Origin of the sequence: Arthrobacter sp. I3 (assembly GCF_000520575.1) — a bacterium.
GTDB lineage: Bacteria > Actinomycetota > Actinomycetes > Actinomycetales > Micrococcaceae > Arthrobacter > Arthrobacter humicola_A.
Genome location: NZ_KI914910.1, coordinates 12425 through 37281 on the forward strand (window position 1 = coordinate 12425; position 24857 = coordinate 37281).

Here is a 24857-nt window from a genome sequence, read left to right on the forward strand (position 1 = left end):
CCCGGCGAGTTCGGCCAAGGCACCGAGCGTGCGGTCCAAGCCATCCAGGGCTGCAAGCGACTCGGGGCGGAACATGCCTGCGTGGTGGGCAATCTCGTCGTAGTCAACGTAGTCGACATAGATGCTCTTCGTGCCGCGACGCAGCTCCTCTGCCACCAGCGCCGTGTTCAGGTCCCGCAGCAGACCGTTGGTGACTGCCCGCAGCAGGGCGAAGGTCCAGTCCCGCCGCACCCGCGGATTGAGGTCACGTTTGACCTGTCTCCGGGCCTGCCAACGCTCCTTGAAGATCTCGCCGACGGTCCGCGTGAAGCTGCGCATGAAGCCGTTCGGGGTGGCAAAAAACCAGGCGAACGCCCGGCGGGTTTGGGTCGAGCCGCGCCGGACCTCTACCCGGCTCATCGTCAAAAACGAGCGGGGCGCGTCACCGGTGAACAGGTTCGAGATGGAGACGCCGTCGTCGCAGAGCAGTCCCTGGCCGGTGCTGTGCCTGTCCTCGATCACCCGGGCGTCTGCCGGACGGTTGGCCACCAGGACGCGTTGGAGCTCACGGTCATACCACCGGAAGGCCGGGATCCCGTCGACCGTGCCGTGCAGAATGCCCATCTGGCTCGCCGGCGTCGTGCAAGGCAGCTGGGGAGTCCATTCACGGAACTGATAATCTCCCGAGGCCAGCCAGCGGCGGAGATGGGGCACTCCCCCGGACTGGATAGCCCACTGCAGCACCGGGAAGGGGACCCCGTCGAGCTGGACGAACAGGACACCGTCAACCTCCGGATCGGTCACCGTTTCCTGCCGGCGTGCCCGTCCGGCCAGCGAGGTGATGAGGCCGTCATCGGTTCCGGCTGTGGTGGCCCACGAAATGAGCGTGCCCACGACGGCACTGACCCAGGTAGCGGCGAGGGCTGTCAACGGCGTCGACTCGATGCCTGGCACCAGACGGATGGCGACGTACATGATCAGGGCCTGCCCCACCAGGGCGGTGAGAAGCACTGCCACCCACCCCACCCTGGCCGAGATCTCCACCAGAACGGGGCGCAGGACCATGCCAACGAGGCCGGCTGCCGCCGCCACGGCGGCGTATGACCACCAACTGGCCGCAGAGAACCCCGGCAGCAGGGCGCCGGTGATGATGAGGGCAACAGTCGAGGCAGCCCAGGCGAGGGCCAGCCTGGCGAGGTCTGAGATTCGGGCGCCGCGGGTGCGGGCAACGCGCGTCGGCATTTTCCCAGTATGGCCGTCGGCAACCGGCTCGCACCCACCCTCACAGGGTGAGAATCACGGGCTGGGAAAAATCAGTCAGCCTGTGCGGTGTCGGGTCCGCGATCGCCGGGGGACGTTCCCGCGGGCGCAGCCGGCCCGTACGGTCTAGTCGTCCTCGTCCTTGTCCCAAGCCTCATTGCGCGCCTTGACCTTTTCCAGGGCATGTTCGGCTTCCTCACGGGTCTTGTACGGGCCGATCAGCTGGCTCCAGTCGGACATCGCGTCTTCCTCGATCTCGTGGGTGTTGACGTTGTACCAGTATTCGGGCATCGGGGCTCCTTCATGGCCCGGAGCGTGTCCGGGCGTGTTGTCCGGGTGTGTTTTCCGGGCTGTATTTTCCGGGGCGAGCCCGGCTACTTATATGATCAATCTATGCCTTCTCTAGCCTCAACTGCACCCATCGGCACGCTGGTCCCGGGGACAGTGAGCCCGCAGCTTCCCGTGCCGCCGTCCATCCCGCGTCCGGAATATGTAGGCAAGCCGGCTCCTGCGAAGTTCACGGGGTCCGAGGTCAAGTCGGCGGAGACCATCGAGAAGATCCGGATCGCCTCCAAAATCGCCGCCCAGGCCATCGTGGAGGTCGGCAGGCACATCGAACCCGGCGTCACCACCGACCAGCTGGACCGGGTGGGCCATGAGTTCCTGCTGGACCACAACGCGTACCCCTCCACCCTCGGATACCGGGGCTTTCCGAAGTCCCTGTGTTCGTCCCTCAACGAGGTCATCTGCCACGGCATCCCGGACAGCACCGTGGTCCGGGACGGCGACATCCTCAACATCGACATCACGGCCTTCATCGGCGGCGTCCATGGCGACACCAACTACACCTTCCTGGTCGGCGACGTCGACGAGGAATCCCGCCTCCTCGTGGAGCGCACCCGGGAATCGCTGAACCGCGCCATCCGGGCCGTGGCTCCCGGACGCGAAATCAACGTGATCGGCCGGACCATCGAGTCCTACGCAAAGCGCTTCGGCTACGGCGTGGTCCGCGACTTTACCGGGCATGGAGTTGGCGAAGCCTTCCACACCGGGCTGATCATTCCGCACTATGACGCGGCCCCGGCATACAACACCACCATGGAAACCGGTATGGTGTTCACGATCGAGCCAATGCTGACCCTGGGCACCGTTGACTGGGACATGTGGGCTGATGACTGGACCGTCGTGACCCGCGACCGCAAGCGCACCGCCCAGTTCGAGCACACCCTGCTCGTGACGGAGTCCGGTGCCGAGGTCCTCACGCTGCCCTGACCGCCCGCTCCACACGCTAGTTCCCGGAACCACCCCGCTCTTTCACCACCGGCCCTGCCCGGTCACTACAGCCCGCCCCTGCCACGAACGGAACGACATTGGCCAAGAAGGACGAAAAGTCGAAGAAGAACGCCCCCCTGATCGGCGTTGACATCGGTGGGACCGGAATCAAGGGCGGGATCGTGGACCTGAAGAAGGGGAAGCTGATCGGCGACCGGGTGCGCTTCCCGACGCCGCAGCCCTCCACCCCTGAGTCCGTGGCCGAAGTCGTCGCGCAGGTTGTCGCCGAGCTCTCTGCCCGTTCCGATGCCCCCGACGCCAGCAGCCCCGTGGGCGTGACCTTCCCCGGCATCATCCAGCACGGTGTGGTCCATTCGGCCGCGAATGTGGACAAGTCGTGGCTGGAAGCCGACATCGATGCCATGCTCACGGCGCGTCTCGGCCGCCCGGTGGAGGTCATCAACGACGCAGACGCCGCCGGACTCGCCGAAGCCCGCTTCGGTGCCGGCGAGGGAGTCGCCGGCACCGTGCTGGTGATCACCCTTGGCACCGGCATCGGCTCGGCGTTCATCTTCGACGGGAAGCTGGTTCCCAACGCCGAACTCGGCCACCTCGAGATCGACGGCTTCGACGCCGAGACCAAGGCCTCAGCCGTGGCCCGTGAGCGCGAGGGCCTCAGCTGGGAACAGTACAGCGTCCTGCTGCAGCGCTACTTCTCCCACGTGGAATTCCTGTTCTCCCCCGAGCTCTTCATTGTGGGCGGCGGCATCTCCAAGCGTGCAGACGAGTACCTGCCGCACATGAAGCTGCGCACGCCGATCGTCCCGGCCGAGCTGAAGAACGACGCCGGGATCGTGGGCGCGGCCATCGAGATTGCCCTCAAGCACAAGCTGGCCAAATAAAGCGCCCCTCGCGGGATTAAGGCCAATTGAGCTATCACTCCGGGTCGTTCTGAACGCTGGGAACGACCCGGAGTGATAGCTCAGTTTCTTTGTGGAGCGGTGAGGTGGAGCCGGTGGTGGCTGCGGCTTCCCCTCCGCTGCCACCACCGGAGTCTGTGGTGGATCCTGGGATGCAGTCGCCAGGACAATCAGGACATTTACGACGGCGCCTGCAGCGGCCGCTTGTCCGGGCTCTTGCCGTCCCTGCCCTTGGTCTCTGCCTCATGGCGAAGCAGGGAAATCGCCGATTCGAAGTCCTCCAGGGATTCGAAGGCCTGGTAGACGCTGGCGAACCGCAGGTAGGCGACCTCGTCGAGACGCTGCAGCGGCTCCAGGATCGCCAGCCCGACTTCGTGGGCCTCGATTTCGGCGGCGCCGGAGCCCCGGATCGCCTCCTCGACTTCCTGCGCCAGCAGGGCGAGGTCGTCTTCGGTGACCGGGCGGCCCTGGCAGGCCTTGCGCACGCCGTTGATGACCTTGCTGCGGCTGAACGGCTCGCCGACCCCGGAGCGCTTGATGACGGTCAGGCTTGTGGTTTCCACGGTGGTGAACCGGCGGCCGCATTCGGGGCACTGCCGGCGGCGCCGGATGGCGGAGCCGTCGTCGGCGATCCGGCTGTCCACGACGCGCGAATCAGGGTTCCGGCAGAACGGGCAATACATGTCGGTTCCTCCCCTGTCGCAATCCGCTGTGACCTCAGTTTACGACTAGATGTAGCTGAATAACAAGCCTGTAATTACTACATGTAGTGGTCTGGGTCCTGAACTACCGGGCGGCGAACCGCACCGTGACGGCCTCGCCGTGCGCCGGCAGGTCCTCCGCGCCGGAGAGGCTGACGATGTGGCCGCTGACCTGCTCCAACGCGGCGCGGGTGTAGTTGATGACCTGGATGGCGCGCAGGAACGTGGTCACGTTCAGTCCGGAGGAGAAGGCCGCGGTGCCGCTGGTGGGCAGCACGTGGTTGGAGCCGGCGCAGTAGTCCCCCAGGCTCACGGGGCTGTAATCCCCCACGAAGATCGCACCGGCGCTGCGGATCCGGCCGGCCACCCGGGCGGCGTCGGCGGTCATGATTTCAAGGTGTTCCGCGGCGTACGCGTCGCAGGCGGCGATGCCCTGCTCCAGGTCCTCGACCAGCACCACCCCGGACTGCGGGCCCGAGAGTGCCTCGCGGACGCGGCTGGAGTGCTTGGTGGCAGCGGCCTGCCGCTCAAGCTCCACGCGGACCTCGGCGGCGAGGGCCTCGGAGTCGGTGAACAGGACCGAGGCAGCCTTGGGGTCGTGCTCGGCCTGGCTGATGAGGTCCGCGGCCACGAGCGCCGGACTGGCGGTGGCGTCCGCGAGGATCGCGATCTCCGTGGTGCCGGCCTCGGAATCGATCCCGACAACGCCTTTGACCAGGCGCTTGGCGGTGGCCACGAAGATATTGCCCGGACCGGTGACGACATCCACGGGATCGATCCCGGGGAAGTGGCCGCCGTCGGACGCGTCGGCCGGGATGCCGTAGGCGAAGGCCGCAATGGCCTGCGCCCCGCCGATCGCGTAGACCTCCTCGATGCCCAGCAGGCAGGCCGCAGCCAGGATCGTGGGGTGCGGGAGGCCGCCGAAGTTCTTTTGCGGCGGCGAGGCCAGGGCGATAGATTCGACGCCGGCGGCCAGGGCCGGGACAACGTTCATGATCACCGAGGACGGGTAGACCGCAAGGCCGCCGGGGACATAGAGCCCCACGCGCGCCACCGGCACCCAGTTCTGGCTGACGACGGCGCCCTCGCCGAGTTCGACGTCGATGTTCGCCGGGCGCTGGGCGTCGGCGAAGGCGCGGGCCCGCTTGATGGACTCCTCCAGGGCCGCACGGACGGCGGGATCCAGGTTCTCGAGGGCTGCACGCAGCGCCTCGGCCGGGACGCGGGGATGCGCCTGCTCGACGCCGTCGAAAGCCAGTGCCAGCTCCCGCAGTGCGCCGAAGCCCCGCGCGCGGACGGCGGAGATGATATCCAGGACCTTGCCCTCGGCGTCGGCCATCGTCCCGGACTGTGCCCGGGGCACGGCGGCGCGGAGTCCGGCGAGAGACAGGTGCGCACCGCGCACGTCCACCGTGCGGAAGTTAAGGGCGGCGGTCATCGGGGTCACGGGGCTGTCAGGAGTTAGGCTCACCCGATCATTTTACGTGCCCCGCCGCGGCGGGGTTTGCCGCCGTTGCCCGGGAAGAGACTGTTCAGGAAGATGGCCAGGGCGATCGCTGCCGGCCAGATGGCGAGGACAGCATAGGAGCGCAGGGAGAAGGCAACGCTGGCGCTGGCCGAAGTATCCGCCGGCGCTCCCCACCACTGGGCGCTGAGCACACCGGTTCCCCACGCGATGAGCGCACCGGCAGCGCCGGCGAGGACCACGAGGACAACGGTGCCGGGGCCGGGCTGCTGGTGTTTGTTGCCGGCGACGAACGACCCGGCAATGCACCCTGCGAGCAGGCACAGCCCCGCCAGCACAAGGTCCCGGGGCAGCCAGGTGGCGGTGTTGGTGCCGGCGGCGAGGTCAGGGTTTCCGGTCAGGAGATTCAGGCCCGACGGCGCCAGAAGCCACCAAAGCAGCCCCACCGGGATGCCGGCGGCCGCGATGACCGCGGCCTTCCGCCATGTCCCCCCGGAACCGGGCTGCCCCTCGGGACGCCGCCCGGGCTGTGCGGGTTCCCCGGCGTCGTGGACGGGGCCGTCAACTGCGGACTGTGTCATGCAACAAACCGTAACAAGGATTCCCGCGGCGCATGACGCCGGCCGGCAGCACATGACGGGAGACGTAAAGAAAATGCCGCACTCGATTCACCTGCGCAATACGCTGGCAGAGTAGAAGTACGACACGCACGTGCAGCAGGGAGTTGGATCGCAGTGGCCACAGATGAAGGTATTTTCGAGGGAACATTCAGGGAAATGTTCCGCCGGCACGCGGCGGGCGTGGCCATCATCACGGCCAACCACAACGGCGTCCCGTTTGGATTCACGGCGACCTCCGTGGCCTCGCTGTCCGCCAAGCCGCCGCGCTTTACGTTCAACATGGCCAGGACCTCCAGCTCGTGGCCGGCCGTGGCGAACACGACCTACATTGGCGTGCACATGCTCGGACTCGAAAACCAGGAGCTCGCCGACCGTTTCGCCCGGGCCGGCAACCGGTTCGACGGCGACCACTGGGAGCTCGGACCCCACGAGGTGCCCGTGCTCAAGGGAGTCAGCGGCTGGCTGATCGGCAAGGTCCAGATGCGGCTCTCCTTCGAGAACAACGCGGTCGTGGTGGTCGAGGTGGTGGAGGGCCAGGTCGGCGACGACGGTGTTCCCCTGCTCTACCACTCCGGGGCCTACAGCCAGCCCGTTCCGCTCGACTACGAGATCTGACTGACGCCTCGACGGGCCACGCATTAAAACTTCCCCGGTGGTGCATCCGGCGACGGCCTCTGGCCGGTAGTAAGGGTGTAAGCACAACCACCGCCCCAAGTGGGGCCCCGATGAGGAGTTGGAAATGCGCAAGACACTCTCTGCAGCCACCGGAGCAATGACGCTGCTGGCAGCAGTGGCCCTGGCTGCCCCGGCCCAGGCCGGGACCTGGCACCACCGCGACGAGGGAACGGCAAAGCTATCCGTCCTCCACGGTGTTCCGGGCCTTACCGTGGACGTCTGGGTCGACGGCAAACTCACCCTGGATAACTTCACACCGGGCACAATAGCCGGGCCGTTGAACGTCCCCGACGGAGACCACAAGGTCGCCATCACCGGTGCCGACGCCACCAGCGCCGACCACCCCGTGATAGGTCCGGTCACAGTGGACCTCGAAGAAGGTCGGGACTACACAGCGGTCGCACATCTGGCCGCTGACGGGACGCCCACGGCCACCCTCTTCACCAATGACACCTCCGCCAGCCCGGATGGCAAGGGCAAGCTGACCGTCCGGCACGTCGCTGCGGCCCCCGCCGTCGATGTCCTGGCCGGTGGCAACGCGGTCATTGAGGGACTCACCAACCGGCATCAAAGGACCCTCACCCTCAAGGCCGGAACCGTCCCGGCCTCGGTCGCAGCCGAGGGAACCACTGACCCGCTGATCGGCCCGGCCGACATCAAGGTCAGTGCGGGGAAAAACACCATCGTCTACGCCTGGGGAAGCCTCGCCGACAACAACCTTGGGGCCGCCGTACAGGTAGTGGACTCTTCATCGCGCGGACACAAAGGCCACCACGAGTAAGCCATCCGGAGCTCCAGCAGGCATCCTGTTTTCTCGCCCGGTGGGGTCGCATCAACCGCGGCCCCACCGGCATGCGCAGTGACAGCCCGGACGGCTGACCCAGTTCGACCATGGCGGAGGCCCCGCGCGAGCGGCATAATGTGGTGCAACAGGGGCCACTGCCGCTCAAAGGAGCACCTGATGGAGGCTGCCGCATCGCACGATTGGGACTCCGGTCTCGATCACGCATTTGCCGGCGGCGACGAACGCGTCCTCGCGGAGGCGTATCGACGGTTCAGCCCGCTCGTCTACACGCTGGCGCTAAGATCCTTGGGAGAGCGTGCCGCTGCTGACGACGTCACCCAGGAGGTCTTCATTCGGGCCTGGAAATCACGGACGACTTTTCGCCCGGAGGCGGCGCGGCTGCCGGCATGGCTGATCGGGATCGCCCGCAATGCAATCTCCGACGCCTTGTCCGCTCGCTCCCGCCAGCGCCATCTCGAACAAGCAGCCGCTCTCTTGGTCGTTGACCCCGTTTCCCGCCCGGATGCCGGGGACGTCGAAGAGGTCGCCGACCGCCTGACGTTGGACGAAGAACTGGAGCACTTAGGGGATCCACAGCAAGCAATAATGCGGCTGGCGTTCTATGAAGACCTGACTCACGACCAGATCTCATCGCGCCTCAACCTGCCGCTCGGTACCGTCAAAAGCCACATCCGGCGCAGCCTAACCCGCTTACGCACCCGCCTGGAGGTGGAACATGGAACACCTTGACGCCGAACTTCTCAGTCTGCTCGCCCTTGGCGAGCCCCTGGGCACGGACGCCGACGCCGACCACCTCGCCAGCTGCCCCGTGTGCAGCGAAACCCTCCGAGGCCTGCAACATGCCGTGCACGTTGCCACCCTCGACACCGCAGGCATCAAACTCGAGCAACCCGGCAGCCAGAACTGGGCCGTCATCCATCAGGCGCTCGGCCTCTCGCCGGCCCTCGCAACGGATCCCCTGAGCCAGCCCAGCTCAGGGCCCTCTGCCCCGGAGAAACCTGCAGCGGCGGAGGCGCGCCCGAACAACGGCGACGGTACAAAGCCGGCACCGATACCACTGCGGCCCAGCGCCAAAGACAGGCATGGCCGTCCCGGCCTGTGGATTATCGCGGCTGCGGCCGGAGTCGTTCTTGGCACGGCCGCCGGATGGACCGCTGCCGGGGTTCTCGGACACACCGGCACTCCCGCACCCACCTCCACCCAGTCGGGTTCCGGTTCGACAGTCCTCGCCCAAACGTCCCTGACTCCGCTGCCCGCACATACCGGGAGCGGAGATGCCCGGGTGGAGCAACTCCCCGATGGAACCCGGCACCTGATCATCCGGCTCTCCAACGACCACATCACCGGATTCCGGGGGGTGTGGGTCGGCTCCGCCGACTTGTCCAGAATGGTCAGCCTGGGTGTCCTCGACAATGAATCCGGCATCTTCACCATCCCGGACGGCATTGACCTGGCCCAGTACCCCATCGTGGACGTCTCCAACCAGCCATACAACGGGAACCCGGCCCACTCTGCCGACAGCATCGCCCGGGGAACGCTCAACCCGAAAAGCTGATCCTCGGATTCCATCCGTGAACCCTGGCGGGGCGGGAGGGACTCAGGGCGCTCTGGATCGCTCAGCCTTGCCAGGCGGCCAGCAACCCCTGCATGTCAGTTATCCAGGCACGTCGGGCCGAGCAGCACCTTCAAGTCGCCGAACAGTGACGGGCTCGGGTTGACGCGCAGGTGCACCGGCAGGCCCATGACCTCCACCCGGGTGTCGCCCTGCAGGTGCAGGCGGACCTCCGAATTTCCGCGGTGCGTGCGCAGCACGTCGCCCAGCTCAGTGACCACGGCCTCGGTGGCCTTGTGCGTGGCCATGGTGATCACCACGGGCCCGTTCTGGCTGTCGCTGAGGTCCGGCACGGAGAGTTCCATGCAGTTCAAGGTGACGGCGCCGTCGTCACGCCGCTGCAGCCGGCCCTTGACCACCACGATCAGGTCCTCCGCGAGCACCGAGGCGATGGGGCCATAGACCTGGCCGAAGAACATGACCTCCATGGAACCGGCGAGGTCCTCGATTTCGGCCCGGGCGTAGGCGTTGCCGCTGGCCTTGGCGATCCGTCGGCTGAGCGAGGTGATCATGCCGGCGATGGTCACGATCGAGCCGTCCGGAGGGCCGTCTTCGGCGATGATCGAGGTGATCGACCGGTCGGCGTGCTGGCTCAGGAGCCCTTCCAGTCCCTGCAGCGGGTGGTCGGAGACGTAAAGGCCGAGCATGTCGCGCTCGAACGCCAGTTTGTCCTTCTTCTCCCATTCCGGCAGGTCCGGGATCTCCGTACTGAGCGACGCCTCGGGCTCCTGGTCCTCAAAGCCGGCGAAGAGGTCGAATTGGCCGATCGCCTCGTTGCGCTTGAGGGTGATGACGGAGTCGATCGCTTCTTCATGGATCATAGCCAGGGCCCGCCGGGGGTGGCCGAGCGAGTCGAAGGCGCCAGCCTTGATCAGGGATTCGATGGTGCGCTTGTTGCAGACCACTGCCGGGACCTTCAGGAGGTAGTCCTTGAAGGAGATGTAGGCGCCTTCCTTTTCGCGCGCCGCCACCATGGCTTCGACGGCGTTCACGCCGACGTTGCGGATGGCGCCCATGCCGAAGCGGATGTCGGTGCCCACCGGGGTGAAGTTGAGGGCTGACTCGTTGACGTCGGGCGGCAGCACCGTGATGCCCATCCGCCGGCATTCGTTGAGGTAGATCGCCGACTTGTCCTTGTCATCGCCCACCGAGGTCAGCAGGGCAGCCATGTACTCCGGCGCGTAGTGCGCCTTCAGGTACGCGGTCCAGTAGGAGATCACGCCGTAGGCGGCCGAGTGCGCCTTGTTGAAGGCGTAGTCGGAGAACGGCAGCAGGATGTCCCAGAGGGTCTTGACCGCGGCCATGGAATAGCCGTTGTCCTGCATGCCCTGGGAGAAGCCGGCGAACTGCTTGTCCAGCTCGGATTTCTTCTTCTTGCCCATGGCGCGGCGCAGGATATCGGCCTGGCCCAGGGTGTAGCCGGCGAGCTTCTGCGCCACGGCCATGACCTGCTCCTGGTACACGATCAGCCCGTAGGTCCCGCCGAGGATTTCGGACAGCGGTTCCTCGAGCTCCGGGTGGATCGGGATGACTTCCTGGATCTTGTTCTTGCGCAGCGCGTAGTCGGTGTGCGCGTTGGCACCCATGGGTCCGGGCCGGTAGAGGGCCAGTACGGCGGAGATGTCTTCGAAGTTGTCAGGCTTCATCAGCTTGAGCAGGGACCGCATGGGGCCGCCGTCGAGCTGGAAGACGCCCAGCGTGTCTCCGCGGGCCAGCAGCTCGTAGGACGCCACGTCATCGAGCTCAAGGGTTTCGAGGTCGAGGTCGATGCCGCGGTTCATTTTGATGTTTTCCAGGGCATCGGAAATGATCGTCAGGTTTCGCAGCCCGAGGAAGTCCATCTTGATCAGGCCGAGGCCTTCGGACGTCGGGTAGTCGAACTGGGTGATGACCTGGCCGTCCTGGAAGCGGCGCATGATCGGGATCACGTCGATGATGGGGTCCGAGGACATGATGACGCCGGCGGCGTGCACGCCCCATTGCCGCTTCAGGCCCTCGATGCCCAGCGCCGTCTCGAAGACCTTGGCGGCCTCCGGGTCAGTGCTGATGAGCTGGCGGAAGTCGCCGGCCTCGCTGTAGCGCTTGGACTGGGGGTTCTGAATGTCGGCCAGCGGGATGTCCTTGGCCATGACCGCCGGTGGCAGCGCCTTGGTCAGCTGCTCGCCCATGCTGAACGGGTAGCCCAGCACACGCGAAGAGTCCTTGAGGGCCTGCTTGGTCTTGATGGTGCCGTAGGTGACGATCATCGCCACGCGCTCGTCGCCGTATTTGCGGGTGACGTAGTCGATCACTTCGGAGCGGCGCCGGTCATCGAAGTCGACGTCGAAGTCAGGCATGGAGACGCGGTCCGGGTTGAGGAAGCGCTCGAAGATCAGGCCGTGGTGCAGCGGGTCCAGGTCGGTGATGCGCATGGCGTAGGCCACCATGGAGCCGGCACCGGAGCCACGCCCGGGACCGACCCGGATGCCGTTGTTCTTGGCCCAGTTGATGAAGTCGGCGACGACGAGGAAGTAGCCCGGGAAGCCCATCGAGGTGATGACTTCGAGCTCATAGTCCGCCTGCTTGCGGACCTTGTCCGGGATGCCCTGGGGGTAGCGGTAGCGGAGTCCCTTGTCGACCTCCTTGACCAGCCAGGACGTTTCGTCCTCCCCCTCCGGGCAGGGGAACCGGGGCATGTAGTTGGCGCCGGTGTTGAAGGAAACTTCGCAGCGTTCGGCGATCAGGAGCGTGTTGTCGCACGCCTCGGGGTGGTCGCGGAACAGTTCGCGCATTTCCTGCGGTGACTTCAGGTAGTAGCCGCTGCCGGAGAAGGCGAAGCGCGAGCCGCCGTTGTCGTAGGTCGGCTCCAGGAGGGTGGAACCGGACTGGATGGCCAGGAGGGCCTCGTGCGCCTTGGCGTCGTGCTCGTGCGTGTAGTGCAGGTCGTTGGTGGCCACCAGCGGCAGGTTCAGGTCCTTGGCCAGGCGCAGCAGGTCACCGGTGACGCGCCGCTCGATGTCCAGGCCGTGGTCCATGAGCTCACAGAAGTAGTTCTCGGCCCCGAAGATGTCGCGGAACTCCGCCGCGGCCTCCACGGCTTCGCGGTACTGGCCGAGCCGCAGCCGGGTCTGGACCTCGCCGGACGGGCACCCGGTGGTGGCGATGAGCCCTTCCGAGTAGGTGTTCAGCAGCTCGCGGTCCAGCCGGGGCCATTTGCCGAAGACCGAGTCCAGCGAGGCGATCGAGGAGGCCCGGAAAAGGTTCCGCATGCCCACGTTGTTGTAGCTGAGCAGGGTCATGTGCGTGTACGAGCCGCCGCCGGAAATGTCGTCCTTGCGCTGGTGCTCCTCGCCCCAGCGCACACGGGTCTTGTCCGTGCGGGCGGTCCCGGGAGTCACATAGGCTTCGACGCCGATGATGGGCCTGATGCCCTGGTCTGTTGCGCGCTTCCAGAAGTCGAAGGCGCCGAACAGGTAGCCGTGGTCGGTCGTGGCGAGGGCCGGCATGCCGAGCCGTTCGGTTTCGTCGAACAGCTCACCGAGCCGGGCGGCACCGTCCAGCATCGAGTACTCGGTGTGGTTGTGGAGATGGACAAACGAGTCGTTGCTGGAAGTCACCGCACCATTCTAGTGCCGTGCCACGACGGCGGCGTGCAGCCACGGCGGTGGGCACCGAACGGCGGCATGGGCGGCCCGGCAGAACCCCGTGGATTCAGGCCGCCCGTGCCGTGCGGCTCAGGCGTTTCCGGACTCCAGGACCGTCAGCGCGTACTGCAGGTCCTGCGGGTACTCGCTGGCGACGGTAACCCGCTCCCCTGTCCGCGGGTGGTCGAAGGACAGTTCCCGGGCGTGCAGCCACTGCCGGGTGAGGCCGAGGGTGGCGGCCAGCCTCGGGTCAGCACCGTAGGTGAGGTCACCGGCGCAGGGGTGGCGCAGGGCCGAGAAATGCACGCGGATCTGGTGGGTGCGGCCCGTCTCGAGGTGCACCTCCACGAGTGAAGCTTTCCCGAAAGCTTCCAGGACCTCATAGTGCGTCACCGAATCACGGCCGTCCTCGGTCACGGCAAACCGCCAGTCATGGCCCGGGTGCCGGCCGATGGGCGCGTCGATGGTGCCCGCCAGCGGATCGGGAAGGCCCTGGACGACGGCGTGGTAGACCTTGTCCACGGTGCGCTCCTTGAAGGCCCGCTTGAGCACGGTGTAGGCATTTTCGGTCTTGGCCACCACCATGACACCGGACGTGCCGACATCGAGCCGGTGGACGATGCCGGCGCGCTCCGGGGCGCCCGACGTCGAAATCCGGTAGCCGAGCCCGGCGAGGCCTCCCACCACAGTGGGTCCCACCCAGCCGGGCGAAGGGTGCGCGGCCACACCGACCGGTTTGTCGATGACCACAAATTCGTCATCGTCCAGCAGGATCAACAGGTCGTCCACTACTTCCTCCACGATTTCCAGGGGGTCCCTGCGGTCCGGCACCACGACCTCGAGCACTGTGCCCAGGGTGAGTTTGAGGGACTTTCCGACCTTCCCTGCGTTGCTGGTGACGTTGCCTTCGGCGATCAGGACTGCGGCCTGGGAGCGGGAGATGTCCATCAGCCTGGCCAGTCCGGCGTCCACGCGGGAACCGGCGAGGTCCTCCGTGACGGTGAAGCGGTGGTGCCCGGCGGGTGCGGTGCCGGCTTCGGCGGCCATATCGGCCGCCATGTCAGCGGCGTTTCCTGAGGCAGTGTCAGACATCGTTAGCCACCGTCTCCTTCGTGTGGCGCGAGCCGTCCAGGGAGATTCCGCGGAGCGTGAGCAGGCAGATGATCACGACGGCGGAGACGACGGCGGAGTCGGCGATGTTGAAGATCGCGAAGTTTGGCAGCTGGATGAAGTCCACCACATGGCCCATCGCGAAGGACGGCTCGCGGAACAGCCGGTCCGTCAGGTTCCCGAGTGCGCCGCCGAGCAGCAGTCCCAGCGCCAGGGCCCACCAGAGCGAACCGAGCTTGCGCAGCTGCAGCAGGATCGCGACAGACACGGCCGCCATGATGATCGTGAACACCCAGGTGACGTTCTCGCCGATCGAGAACGCCGCCCCCGAGTTGCGGATGTAGAACCAGTGCAGCAGCGGGGGAAGCACGGGGATCCGCTCACCCTCGATCATGGTGGTCGTGACCCAGAGCTTGGTGAGCTGGTCGAACACGTAGGCGAAGACCGCGAAGGCAGCGAAAAGGACAAACAGCTTTGCCCGCCGCGGCCGGGCGCGCACGGGCTGTGCCGCCTCGACAGGCTGCATGGCGTCTGGTGATGGTGCGTCAGTCATAGGGCTTTCGATCGGGAGCCAGTGCGGGGACCGGGTTCAGGTACCGGCAAGTGCCGGGCACCTGGGCCGGTGCCGGCACGTTGCGGGAAAAGGGAAAAGCCGGCGGCCGAGGAATCCTCAGCCACCGGCTTTCAGAATACTTGCTTTTTGCCCTAGCTGGCTTCGCCAACCTCGGGGGCCGCGACGGAGCCGCGGGCGTCCAGGTCGCGGAGCTGGCCTTCGATGTAGGCCTTCAGGCGTGAGCGGTAGTCGCGCTCGAAGCCGCGAAGCTGCTCGACCTTGCGTTCCAGGACGGAGCGCTGCTGCTCGAGGGCACCGAGGATCTTGCGGGACTTTTCCTGCGCATCGTTGACGAGGCTGCTGGCCTCGATCTGAGCTTCAGCGATGATCTTGTCCCGCTGCTGCTCGCCGTCGGCGACGTGCTTGTCGTGCATCTGCTGCGCCATGGCGAGCAGGCCGGCGGCGGACTCCGACGCCGGGGTGGCGGCGCTGCGCGCCGGCTCGACAACCTGGGCGGCCTTGGCGGCCTGCTCGGCTTCCTTCTTCTTGGCGGCTTCTGCGGCCGCCTTTGCCTTGGCCTCGGCCTCGGCCTTGGCGGTGTCTTCCTTCTCGGCCTTGACGGGTGCCGGGACCTTTTCCACCACGGGTGCGGCGGCTGCGGAGCTGGCAGGCGTGCCGGCGCCGGATTCGGCGAGCTTCTTGCGCAGCTCGTCGTTCTCCTGGTTCAGGCGCCGAAGTTCGACGACGATCTCGTCCAGGAAGTCGTCAACCTCGTCCTGGTCGTAGCCTTCGCGGAACTTGGTCGGCTGAAAGCGCTTGTTGACAACGTCTTCTGGCGTCAAAGCCATCTGGTCACCTCGTTGGTCTAGTTAGTCAGTAGGCCTTCCGGCCGTCAAACTACGGTACCTAAATATGGTCTGGTTCCTCTAATTCAACACCGCAGTGTCAAACCGGAGTTTACTTTCGGTTTGGGCCGGGGCCGGGCAGGTCGCTGCCCGGCTGCGGCTGCGGCCTATGCTGCGATCGGCTGGGCGTACACCAGGCCCTTGACGATCCACATCGCCACGCTCACGGCCACGAACAGCAGCAGGAAGCCTATGTCCAGCGACATTCCGCCCAACCGCAGCGGCGGGATGAGCCGGCGGAGCAGTTTGAGGGGCTTGTCCGTGACCGAATACACAGCATGGGCGGTCACGAGTGCCAAACCGCGCGGCCGCCAGCTTCGGGCAAACATCTGCACCCAGTCGTAGACCAGGCGGATGATCAATGCCACGAAAAAAAGCAACAGAGCGATATAGACGAGCCCCAAAACAATTCCCATGAGCTAACTCATATCTCCATGTTCATTCCGGATACCGAAGTGTCCTAAGGAAAGTGTCACTTCTATTTCAACACGGATAATTCCGCACGGATGCCAGGCAGGTGTCCCGCCTGGCATCAGTACCGAATATTCGGGCCTAGCTCTGGTTGAAGAAACTTGCCTGCGTCTCGCTGACCTTCTTGTCGTCGCCAATGACCTCGATGTACGACGGCGAGAGCAGGAAGACCTTGTTCGTCACCCGTTCGATGCTGCCGCGGAGGCCGAAAACAAGACCGGCGGAGAAGTCCACGAGGCGCTTGGCGTCAGCCTCGCCCATGTCGGTGACGTTCATGATGACGGGGATGCCGTCGCGGAAGCTTTCGCCGATGAGCTTGGCGTCGTTGTACGACCGCGGATGGATGGTCGTGATTTGCCGGAGTCCGGTGGTCTCTTCGCGGCTCGATGCCGCACGCTTGATGGGTGTCACAGGTGCGCGATATTCCTCTTCAGCGGCGTGGGGCTCTTCCCGGGGGACCTCGCGGACGGGCGCCGGAGCACGTCGTTCCTCGCGGTCCTGCTCCATGGATTCGTCCTCATCCTTGTGCGGTGTGGGGTGCTCAGACTCGTAGTGTTCGTCGCCGTCGGCGAGCCCAAGATAGATCATTGTCTTGCGCAGAGCGCCAGCCATGGTCGACTCCTAATCTTGTCCGTAAGCGGGCCGCTTAGTGACTAGACAGCCTTGGAATCCCCGCCATTACCTTCCAATATGTCGAACTTACCGCAGGGCCGGACGCGGACCGAGAATATCGGAGCCAATGCGCAGGTGTGTCGCCCCGAAGCGGACGGCCTCTTCGAGGTCCTGGCTCATGCCGGCGGATATTCCCGTGGCGTACGGAAATTGTTCGGCCAGGCGCCCGGAAATGTCCGCCAGCTTTTCGAAGGCAGCCGCCGGGTCCGCCCCGAGCGGGGCAACGGCCATGACGCCGGCGAGCCTCAGGCCGCCGGCACCGGCGACCTGTTCGGCCAGCGCGGGGACTTCGCCGGGCGCCGCGCCGCCGCGGTGGGCCGCTGCTGCATCGCCGGCCTGCCCGGCCAGGCTGACCTGGATGAAACAGTCCAGGGGCGGGCGGCCGGTGCGGTCGGCTTCGACGGCCATCGCCTTGGTCAGGGCCGAGGCCACGGCTTCCCGGTCCACGGAGTGCACGGCTGCGGCGTACTTCACCACGGATTTGGCCTTCTTGCTTTGGAGCTGGCCAATGAAGTGCCAGCTCAGGCCAAGGTCCTGAAGCTGCGCCGCCTTGTCCGCGGCCTCCTGGTCCCGGTTCTCCCCGACGTCGGTGACCCCCAGCGACGCCAGCCGCCGGACGTCCAGCGCAGGATGGAACTTGGTGACGACGATCAGGCGCGGCGGCGCCGCCTGCCGGCCCGCGGCGGCCACGGCGGCGTCGATCCGGCGGCGGACGGCCGCGAGGTTCGCCTCCAGCTGGGCCAGGCGGGGGCCTTCCAGCGCGTCCGTTCGGCTCTCATGGTTCTCCCCCGGCGCCGTGACGGGCTGGACGGCGTGTACGTCCGGGCGCTGCGCCGGTTCAGTCATGGCCATGCTCCCTTTTCCCGTCAGTCCCGTGGGTGCCGTCCGACCAAGCCAGCCCGGCGAAGCGGCCGGTGTGGCTGTTGCGGCGGTAGGAGAAGAGGGTGTCGTCCTCGAGGGTGCATCCCCCGGAGTATTCGATCGCGACGCCCGCAGCTTCCAGCTGGCTCCGCACTCCGGCGGGCAGGTCCAGGCCAGGGGTGCCGGCAGAGGTGGTGCACCAGGTGGCAGGCACGGCCGCGGCAACGTCCGCGCGCAGGCTGCCGGGGACCTCATAGCAGCGCCCGCAGACCGAGGGGCCCACCCAGGCGCTGATGTGGTCCGCACCGAGCTCCCGGAGGCGGGCCACGGCGGCTGGCACCACCCCGGCGGCGACGCCTGGCCGTCCGGCGTGGACGACGCCCAGTACTGGCGCCCCGGCCGGATCCTCGCCGACCAGCACCACCGGCACGCAGTCGGCCACCAGGACGGCCAGCGGCTCGGTCAGGGAGACCATGGCATCGGCCGTGGGCGCGGCCGGACCTTCGCCCGCGGAGTCCGCGGCCGTGGACCCAACGATGGTGGCGACGTCACTGCCGTGGACCTGGTTCATGTACCGGAAAGAGCGCCCGCCGAGCCCGGCGGCCGCTTCGAGCTCCGCGCGCCGGCGGCGCACCGCCACGGGGTCATCACCGACATGCAGTGCCAGGTTCCCGGCTCCGGCGTCGGTGAAAGCCACCCATACGCCCGGCCGGACTTCAGCCCGCCAGCAAAACAATCACAACACCGCCATCAACATGTCCGGAATACCTGCGTTCATACAATCCACCGTAACCCGCCGCAAAGCAGCATGGCACCGCCGGACGGCGGTGCCATGCTGGAGCGGAACTATTTACTTCAGGAAGTCCGGGACATCCAGGTCATCGGAGTGCCGGCCGGACAGGTCCGGCTCGACGACGGCCGGAAGGTCGACGTCGAAGCCCGAATCAGCCGGTACGGCAGAGGGACGCTGCTGGCCCCAGCCGCCGTAGCCGGAGGCGCCGACGGTGGCGTGCAGCGGCTGGACCGGGGCGGACGCGGGTGCCTGCGCCGGGGCGGGAGCGGCGGACGCGGGACGCTGCGGCGCGGCCGGCAGGGACTGGTCCATGGACGGCGAGGTGGCCTTGACGTCGTCGAAGCCGGCGGCGATGACGGTGACGCGTGCCTCGTCGCCGAGGGCGTCGTCGATCACGGCGCCGAAGATGATGTTGGCCTCCGGGTGGGCGACTTCCTGGACCAGGCGGGCTGCCTCGTTGATTTCGAACAGGCCAAGGTCCGAGCCGCCCTGGATGGACAGCAGCACGCCGTGCGCGCCGTCGATCGATGCTTCCAGCAGCGGGGAGGCGATGGCCAGCTCCGCGGCCTTCACGGCGCGGTCTTCGCCGCGGGCAGAACCGATGCCCATCAGCGCGGAACCGGCACCCTGCATGACGGACTTGACGTCGGCGAAGTCCAGGTTGATCAGGCCGGGGGTGGTGATGAGGTCCGTGATGCCCTGGACACCGGAGAGCAGGACCTGGTCGGCGGAACGGAACGCGTCCAGGACCGAGACGTTGCGGTCGCTGATGGAGAGCAGGCGGTCGTTCGGGATCACGATCAGGGTGTCGACTTCATCGCGCAGGGCGTCGATGCCGGCCTCGGCGGAGCCGGCACGGCGGCGGCCTTCAAACGTGAAGGGGCGCGTCACGACGCCGATGGTCAGGGCGCCAAGGGAGCGGGCGATCCGGGCGACGACGGGGGCGCCGCCGGTGCCGGTTCCGCCGCCTTCACCGGCGGTGACGAAGACCATGTCTGCGCCCCGGATGACCTCTTCGATTTCATCGGCGTGGTCCTCCGCGGCCTGCCGGCCAACTTCAGGGTTCGCGCCAGCACCGAGTCCACGGGTCAGCTCACGCCCGACGTCGAGCTTGACGTCGGCATCGCTCATCAACAATGCCTGGGCATCGGTGTTGATGGCGATGAATTCGACGCCGCGAAGACCGACCTCGATCATGCGGTTGACTGCGTTCACGCCACCGCCGCCGATGCCGACGACCTTGATGACGGCCAAGTAATTCTGCGGAGCTGCCACGTTACGTGTCCCTTGTTCGTGTACTAATGCGAAAACTGATCGAGTCCTGCTTGAAGCTTTGAACCTTAACCTTCGACTTGAAGGTTATAGTTATGTCAAGTAACTCATGTCTGTGACGGTATTTCCTATGCAGGGGACATTCAATAACCGGCGCCGCGTGTCGCGGGAATACCGGGCAAATAGCCCCTGTAAGTAGTCCCGCGGGCAGCTGGACGTCCGCTGGACATCCCCGCCGCGGCGGATCCGATTGCCGGCTACCGCGTGACAGGGTGCCGGGGCACGCTGACATCGTAGACCTTCACCGGGTTTTTGGGGTCGGCCGGGACCTTCAGGAGGGCAGAAAGGACCCGCGCCTTCAGCTCCTTCTCCCCCGCGTTGCCCCAGACGATTGTCTGCCCGTCGACGAGTTTGAGTTCGACGGCGTCGGCCGACGCCGCAGAGGCGTTGGAGAGCCGCGCCAGCACATCCGCCGGCAGGGCCCCCAGGACCGCCGTGATGGCCTGGAACAGGTCCTTCGGCAGCGTTCCGCTGCCGCCGTCGATCACCGGCAGCGATACCGAGGCGGCATCGGCGGTGGTGCTGAGCTGGACACCGTCGACGTCCACCAGCTGGAAGGTCTTGCCCTGCTTGACCAGGGCCACGGGAATGCGCTCGGTGACGTGTACCTGCAAAGTGGCGGGCGGCAGCGCCTTCGCGGTGACGTCCTTGACCTGGACCAGCGGCTGGAGCAGGGCTGTGACCTCCTCCTCGCTGATCTGCGGCAGCGGCTTGCCCTGAAGGGGCGCGAGTGCGGCCTGGACCTGATCCGGGTGCAGCATCTTTGTACCCTCCACCGTGACCGTGCGCAGGGCCAGCACCGGCGAGTAGACGGCGGCCGCGACGATCCCCGCCATCAGCACAGCCACGATCCCGATGGTGCTCAGCAGGATCCGCCGGCGGCGCTTGCCCTTGGGCTCGGGGAAGGACAGCACCTTGCCGGGACCGTTGTCCGGGGTGCCCTGCGGGTTCTGCGGATTGCGGGACCGGCCGACGGCGGTGTCCGCGGCGGTGTCCGTGGCGGTCTTGGACGCAGAAATGACATCCGTGCCCGTCCCGGCGGACGGCGGCCGGGAGCCGGATCCGCCGGTGCCGGACCCGCTAGTGCCGGACCCGCCACGGTAGGTGGGGCGCCTGGTGCTAGGCACCGGCGGCCTCGGCCGTCAGGGCCTCGACAATCAGCGGCCCGTAGGCCGTGACGTCCCCGGCGCCCGCGGTCAGCACGATGTCCCCGGCGCCGGCGGCCGCCAGCAGCGCCTGCACAGCCTCCCCGTCGGGTCCGACAAGGCGGCCGCCTGAGCCCAGGTGCTCGGCGATCAGCCCGCTGGTGACCCCTGGAATGGGATCCTCGCGGGCAGGATAGATGTCCAGGACCAGGGCCGTGTCCGCGGTGTTGAGCGCTTCGGCGAACTCGCGGGCAAATTCGCGGGTCCGGGAAAACAGGTGCGGCTGGAAGAGCACGTGCACCTTGTGCTCCCCGGCGACGGCACGTGCCGCGGACAGGGCGGCGCGGACTTCCGTGGGGTGGTGGGCGTAGTCGTCGTAGACGCGGACGCCGCGGCCCTCCCCCTTGAACTCGAAACGGCGTGAGGCGCCGGAGAAGTGGGCCAGCGCCGCCGCGGCGGTGTCGGGCGCGACGCCGAGTTCGACCGCCACGGCGAAGGCGGCGGCAGCGTTGAGTGCGTTGTGCCGGCCCGGAACCTGCAGTTCGACGCCGAACGTGCCCGCCGTCGTCGAGATCCCCATCCGGCCAGGTCCCGCGTCGTGCAGCCGGATGGCGGCGTCGTCGGCGGTTCCGTAAAGCACCACGCGGGTGTTGCCGCGGGCCCGGGTGCGCTCCGCCAGTGCCCTGGCCCCGGGGTCGTCAGCGCACGCCACCAGGACGCCGTCCGCCGGGAGCAGGGCCGTGAAGCTGTCGAAGGAAGCATAGACGGCCTCGGCAGTGCCGTAGAAGTCCAGGTGGTCCGGCTCGACGTTGGTCACCACGGCGATCGTGGGGCGGTAGTTCAGGAAGGAGCCGTCCGACTCGTCGGCCTCGGCGACGAAGATGCCCGCCGTGCCGTGTGCCGCGTTGACTCCGAGCGCCGGGACGTTGGCGCCGATCGCGAAAGACGGGTCCAGCCCGGCGCCCTGCAGCAGCACCGTGATCATGGAGGTCGTGGTGGACTTGCCGTGCGTTCCGGCGACGGCCACCACAGTGTCATCCGCCATCGTGGCGGCCAGCGCCTCGGAGCGGTGCAGCACCGGGAGTCCGGCGGCACGGGCCGCTGCGAGCTCGGGGTTGTCGGGCCGGATCGCGGATCCGGCGACCACCGTCTGGGCGTCTCCCAGGTTGCCGGGAGCATAGCCGACGGCGATCCGCGCCCCGGCGGCCGCGAGGTCCGCCATGACGGGCAGCGACTTGGCGTCGGAGCCGCTCACCGGGATGCCGCGGGCCACCATGATGCGGGCAACGGCGGACATGCCGACGCCGCCGATGCCGATGAAGTGGACGCGGCCGAGGGATTCCAGGGCCTGCGTACCGTGTTGGGGCTGGGTCATTGCTCTACTGCTTCCTGCCGTGCTGGTTCGTGCCCTGCTGTTTCGGACGCTGCTGTTTCGGACCCTGCTGTTTCGGACGCTGCTGTTTCGGGCGCTGCCGGTTACCGCTGTGCCCGTTCGAGGACGCGACGTCGAGGATGAGATCGGCCATGCGCCGGTCGGCGTCGCGGATGCCAAGCTGTTCGGAGCTGGCCGCCATCCGGGCCAGCCTGTCCGTGTCAAGCAGCAGGGGAATGATGTTCCCGCTGATCCAGTCGGCGGAGAAGGCCTTGTCATCGATTATCAATGCGCCTCCCGCGGCGACCAGGCCCGCGGCGTTCAGCGCCTGCTCGCCGTTGCCGATGGGCAGGGGCACGAAAACGGCAGGCACGCCCACGGCGGCCACCTCGCAGACCGTGGCGGCTCCGGCACGGGCCAGCAGAAGGTCCGCCGCGGCGTAGACGGTTTCCATCCCGTCGACGTACTCAACCTGCCGGTAGCCTGGCGCGGCGAGCGGTTTGCCGTCGGCGTCGTGGACGGACTTGCCGCGGCCGGTGATGTGCAGGGTCTGCACGCCGGCGTCGGCGAGGGCCCCTACGGCCGCGGCGAGGGACCGGTTGACGCTCTGGGCACCCGAGGACCCGCCCGTGACGATGAGCGTCGGCCGGTCCGCGTCCAGGCCGAGCGCCTGCCGTGCACCGGCCCGGGCGGCCGCGCGGTCGAGGCCGGAAATTTCGGGGCGCATGGGCATGCCTACGTGCCGGGCGGCGCGGCCCAGTCTGGTCTCGGCGAAGGCCACTGCCACGTGGGCGCCGAGGCCTGCGCCGACACGGTTGGCCAGGCCGGGACGGGTGTTGGCCTCGTGGACCACGATTGGGATCTTCCGGCGCCGGGCAGCGAGGTACATCGGTGTGCACACGTACCCGCCGACCCCCACCAGGACGTCGGCGCCGGCCTCGTCCAGGATGGAACCCGCCTGCTTCACCGCACCGGCCATCCGGCCCGGCAGCCGGAGCATATCCGCGGAAGGCTTGCGCGGGAGCGGGACACGGCTGATGGTGGCAAGGTCCAGGCCGGCCGCCGGGACGAGCCGCGCTTCCATTCCACCGGGGGTCCCGACAGCCAGGAGCTGCACTCCTGGGCGGGACTGCCGGAGGGCGCCGGCAATTGCCAGCAGCGGGCTGATATGGCCGGCGGTTCCGCCGCCGGCAAGGACCACGGACAAGGGCGACTCGGTGTTCATGAAGGGCTGTTTACGCTTTCGTACGGTTCTTGGTGGCGGGGCTCTTGCTTGCGGGGGCCTTGGTGGGGCTCTTACTTGCGGGGGCCTTGCTTGCGGGGGCTTTGGGTCGGGCTGCCGTGCGGGCGGCGGACCGGCTGGAGGCCGTGCTGGCGGCGGACCGGCTGGCGGCAGTCCTTGCAGCCCGGGCAGCGCGGGCCCTCCGCACGGAATTGGCGAAGGCGGCCGGGCCGAACCTGAGCATCTTCTTCGGCTGCATGCCGGGGTCCATCTGGGCCCGGGCCAGGGACAGGACCACGCCGATTGCGCACAGCGACATCAGCAGGGCCGAGCCGCCATAGGAAATGAAGGGCAATGGGACACCGATCACCGGTGCCAGCCCGGTGACCACGGCCATGTTGACGCTGGCTTGGCCCAGCAGCCAGACCATGATCGTGCCGGCCAGGACGCGGTGGAAGACATCGTGCTGGGCGACGACCACGCGGTAGATGGCGGTGCCGAGGATGGCGAACAGGACCAGGACGACGATCGTGCCGACCAGTCCGAGTTCCTCGCCGATGATCGCGAAAATGAAGTCGTTGTGCGCTTCCGGGATCCAGCTGTACTTCTGCCGGCTCTGGCCCAGTCCGACACCGAACCAGCCGCCGGATGCGAGCCCGTACAGGCCGTTGGTGGACTGGTAGTTCAGGTCGGAGCCGTCGGCGCAGGTCTGGCCCGTCCATGACAGGATGCGGCACATCCGGTTCGGGCTCGTGACGGCGAGGATCGTCGCGCCAAGGGCCAGGACCGCACCGGCGAAGCCGAAAAGGTACAGCCGCACGCCGGCGAAGAACAGGGCGGCGGCCACGATGATCATCACGATCATGGCCGTCCCGAGGTCGTTTCCGGCCAGGATGAGGCCCAGGACCGCAATGGCGCCCGGGAGCACGACCGGAATGAGCGCGTGGCGCCATTCGTGGAGGAGCTTGGCCTTGCGGTCAAGCACGGTGGCCATCCAGAGCGCGAGGGCAAGCTTGGCGGCTTCGGAGGGCTGGAACGTGAACGGACCGACGTCGATCCAGTTCTGGTTGCCCAGCGCGCTGCGTCCCACGAGGAGGACCAGGCCCAGCAGCGCAATGGCCAGGAAGATGAGCGGCCAGGCGAAGCGCCGTAGCCAGACGACGTTCACCCGGGAGAGGACAAGCATCGCGAAGACGCCAATCGCGGCGAATCCGCCCTGTTTGAGGGCGGCCGAGTACGGCGACTCCCCCGCGGCGATGGCTTCCACGCTGGAGGCCGAGAGGACCATCATGATCCCGATCGCCGTCAGCGCCAGGGTGGAGCCAAGGATCAGGTAGTACGTGGATCCGTTGCGGGACTTGCCGGTGCCTTCCAGCGCGGACCAGAATCCGCGGCTCCAGGCACGCACCCGGGCCGCGGGGGTGACGGCGGGGCCGCCGTTCGTTGGCCGTGCCGCCGAAGGGGCCGGACGGCCGGCGGGCGTGCCACT

General features: G+C 67.3%; 24 protein-coding genes. 6 read left to right on the forward strand and 18 right to left on the reverse strand.

Translation table 11 applies throughout. The annotated features are described in order from the left end of the window. Both Y706_RS23885 and Y706_RS28665 read right to left on the reverse strand, forming a co-directional pair. Positions 1 to 1221: phage holin family protein (locus Y706_RS23885; protein ID WP_043435081.1), on the reverse strand; the 1221-nt coding region annotated here is incomplete at its 3' end. A gap of 144 nt (positions 1222 to 1365) precedes the next feature. Then, entirely contained in the window at positions 1366 to 1530 is a 165-nt protein-coding gene (locus Y706_RS28665; RefSeq protein WP_018772367.1) for an SPOR domain-containing protein, read from the reverse strand. A 102-nt stretch (positions 1531 to 1632) separates the two neighbouring features. On the opposite strand from Y706_RS28665, the gene map reads away from it, so the two are divergent. Both map and Y706_RS0105935 read left to right on the forward strand, forming a co-directional pair. Continuing rightward, positions 1633 to 2511, forward strand: coding sequence for a type I methionyl aminopeptidase (gene map, locus Y706_RS0105930; RefSeq protein WP_028275863.1), 879 nt, complete (start codon positions 1633 to 1635; stop codon positions 2509 to 2511). 98 nt (positions 2512 to 2609) lie between these two features. Then, on the forward strand, positions 2610 to 3413 hold the full coding sequence (locus tag Y706_RS0105935; RefSeq protein ID WP_028275864.1) for a polyphosphate--glucose phosphotransferase: 804 nt from the start codon (positions 2610 to 2612) through the stop codon (positions 3411 to 3413). Between the two features lie 197 nt (positions 3414 to 3610). Here the strand turns inward: Y706_RS0105935 and nrdR are convergent, their stop codons facing one another. The 3 genes from nrdR to Y706_RS0105950 all read right to left on the reverse strand — a co-directional run bounded on the left by nrdR (position 3611) and on the right by Y706_RS0105950 (position 6178). Continuing rightward, positions 3611 to 4114: a transcriptional regulator NrdR gene (nrdR, locus tag Y706_RS0105940; protein WP_028275865.1), complete on the reverse strand. Its 504-nt coding sequence runs from the start codon at positions 4112 to 4114 to the stop codon at positions 3611 to 3613. A gap of 103 nt (positions 4115 to 4217) precedes the next feature. Continuing rightward, positions 4218 to 5603: a histidinol dehydrogenase gene (gene hisD / locus Y706_RS0105945; RefSeq protein WP_028275866.1), complete on the reverse strand. Its 1386-nt coding sequence runs from the start codon at positions 5601 to 5603 to the stop codon at positions 4218 to 4220. Next, positions 5600 to 6178, reverse strand: a complete 579-nt coding sequence (locus tag Y706_RS0105950; protein ID WP_028275867.1) for a hypothetical protein — start codon at positions 6176 to 6178, stop codon at positions 5600 to 5602. The genes hisD and Y706_RS0105950 overlap by 4 nt, the downstream gene beginning before the upstream one ends. A 195-nt stretch (positions 6179 to 6373) precedes the next feature. Here Y706_RS0105950 and Y706_RS0105955 point away from each other — a divergent pair, with 195 nt between their 5' ends. The 4 genes from Y706_RS0105955 to Y706_RS0105970 all read left to right on the forward strand — a co-directional run bounded on the left by Y706_RS0105955 (position 6374) and on the right by Y706_RS0105970 (position 9252). Beyond that, on the forward strand, positions 6374 to 6832 hold the full coding sequence (locus Y706_RS0105955; protein WP_018772361.1) for a flavin reductase family protein: 459 nt from the start codon (positions 6374 to 6376) through the stop codon (positions 6830 to 6832). A gap of 124 nt (positions 6833 to 6956) precedes the next feature. Continuing rightward, positions 6957 to 7673, forward strand: coding sequence for a DUF4397 domain-containing protein (locus Y706_RS0105960; protein ID WP_028275868.1), 717 nt, complete (start codon positions 6957 to 6959; stop codon positions 7671 to 7673). Between the two features lie 180 nt (positions 7674 to 7853). Then, a complete protein-coding gene (locus Y706_RS0105965; RefSeq protein WP_028275869.1) occupies positions 7854 to 8426 on the forward strand; it encodes an RNA polymerase sigma factor in 573 nt (190 codons plus the stop codon). After that, positions 8413 to 9252 (forward strand): anti-sigma factor, encoded by an 840-nt coding sequence (locus Y706_RS0105970; RefSeq protein WP_028275870.1) that lies wholly within the window; start codon positions 8413 to 8415, stop codon positions 9250 to 9252. The genes Y706_RS0105965 and Y706_RS0105970 overlap by 14 nt, the downstream gene beginning before the upstream one ends. A gap of 95 nt (positions 9253 to 9347) precedes the next feature. Here Y706_RS0105970 and dnaE read toward each other — a convergent pair whose 3' ends face one another. The 13 genes from dnaE to ftsW all read right to left on the reverse strand — a co-directional run bounded on the left by dnaE (position 9348) and on the right by ftsW (position 24776). Continuing rightward, positions 9348 to 12905, reverse strand: a complete 3558-nt coding sequence (dnaE, locus tag Y706_RS0105975) for a DNA polymerase III subunit alpha (protein ID WP_028275871.1) — start codon at positions 12903 to 12905, stop codon at positions 9348 to 9350. A gap of 117 nt (positions 12906 to 13022) precedes the next feature. After that, entirely contained in the window at positions 13023 to 13991 is a 969-nt protein-coding gene (locus Y706_RS0105980) for an RluA family pseudouridine synthase (RefSeq protein WP_028275872.1), read from the reverse strand. A 25-nt stretch (positions 13992 to 14016) separates the two neighbouring features. Continuing rightward, a complete protein-coding gene (lspA, locus tag Y706_RS0105985) occupies positions 14017 to 14595 on the reverse strand; it encodes a signal peptidase II (RefSeq protein WP_043435047.1) in 579 nt (192 codons plus the stop codon). A 152-nt stretch (positions 14596 to 14747) separates the two neighbouring features. Then, entirely contained in the window at positions 14748 to 15443 is a 696-nt protein-coding gene (locus Y706_RS0105990; RefSeq protein WP_028275874.1) for a DivIVA domain-containing protein, read from the reverse strand. Positions 15444 to 15607: 164 nt separating this feature from the next. Next, positions 15608 to 15916, reverse strand: a complete 309-nt coding sequence (locus tag Y706_RS0105995; RefSeq protein WP_028275875.1) for a YggT family protein — start codon at positions 15914 to 15916, stop codon at positions 15608 to 15610. A 136-nt stretch (positions 15917 to 16052) separates the two neighbouring features. Then, complete coding sequence (sepF, locus tag Y706_RS0106000; RefSeq protein ID WP_026266243.1) at positions 16053 to 16583, reverse strand: cell division protein SepF; 531 nt, start codon at positions 16581 to 16583, stop codon at positions 16053 to 16055. Between the two features lie 87 nt (positions 16584 to 16670). After that, complete coding sequence (locus Y706_RS0106005) at positions 16671 to 17489, reverse strand: YggS family pyridoxal phosphate-dependent enzyme (protein WP_043435089.1); 819 nt, start codon at positions 17487 to 17489, stop codon at positions 16671 to 16673. Continuing rightward, entirely contained in the window at positions 17482 to 18240 is a 759-nt protein-coding gene (locus Y706_RS23890) for a purine nucleoside phosphorylase YfiH/LACC1 family protein (protein WP_043435050.1), read from the reverse strand. The genes Y706_RS0106005 and Y706_RS23890 overlap by 8 nt, the downstream gene beginning before the upstream one ends. A gap of 114 nt (positions 18241 to 18354) precedes the next feature. After that, complete coding sequence (ftsZ, locus tag Y706_RS0106015) at positions 18355 to 19572, reverse strand: cell division protein FtsZ (protein WP_028275877.1); 1218 nt, start codon at positions 19570 to 19572, stop codon at positions 18355 to 18357. A gap of 254 nt (positions 19573 to 19826) precedes the next feature. Next, the gene (locus Y706_RS0106020) at positions 19827 to 20756 is read right to left on the reverse strand and encodes a cell division protein FtsQ/DivIB (protein ID WP_028275878.1); all 930 of its coding nucleotides are present in this window, start codon (positions 20754 to 20756) and stop codon (positions 19827 to 19829) included. Continuing rightward, positions 20749 to 22149: a UDP-N-acetylmuramate--L-alanine ligase gene (murC, locus tag Y706_RS0106025; RefSeq protein WP_028275879.1), complete on the reverse strand. Its 1401-nt coding sequence runs from the start codon at positions 22147 to 22149 to the stop codon at positions 20749 to 20751. The genes Y706_RS0106020 and murC overlap by 8 nt, the downstream gene beginning before the upstream one ends. Positions 22150 to 22153: 4 nt before the next feature. Next, on the reverse strand, positions 22154 to 23371 hold the full coding sequence (locus Y706_RS23895) for a UDP-N-acetylglucosamine--N-acetylmuramyl-(pentapeptide) pyrophosphoryl-undecaprenol N-acetylglucosamine transferase (protein WP_253906702.1): 1218 nt from the start codon (positions 23369 to 23371) through the stop codon (positions 22154 to 22156). A 10-nt stretch (positions 23372 to 23381) separates the two neighbouring features. After that, a complete protein-coding gene (ftsW, locus tag Y706_RS23900; RefSeq protein WP_164468551.1) occupies positions 23382 to 24776 on the reverse strand; it encodes a putative lipid II flippase FtsW in 1395 nt (464 codons plus the stop codon). Between the last annotated feature and the right edge of the window lie 81 nt (positions 24777 to 24857).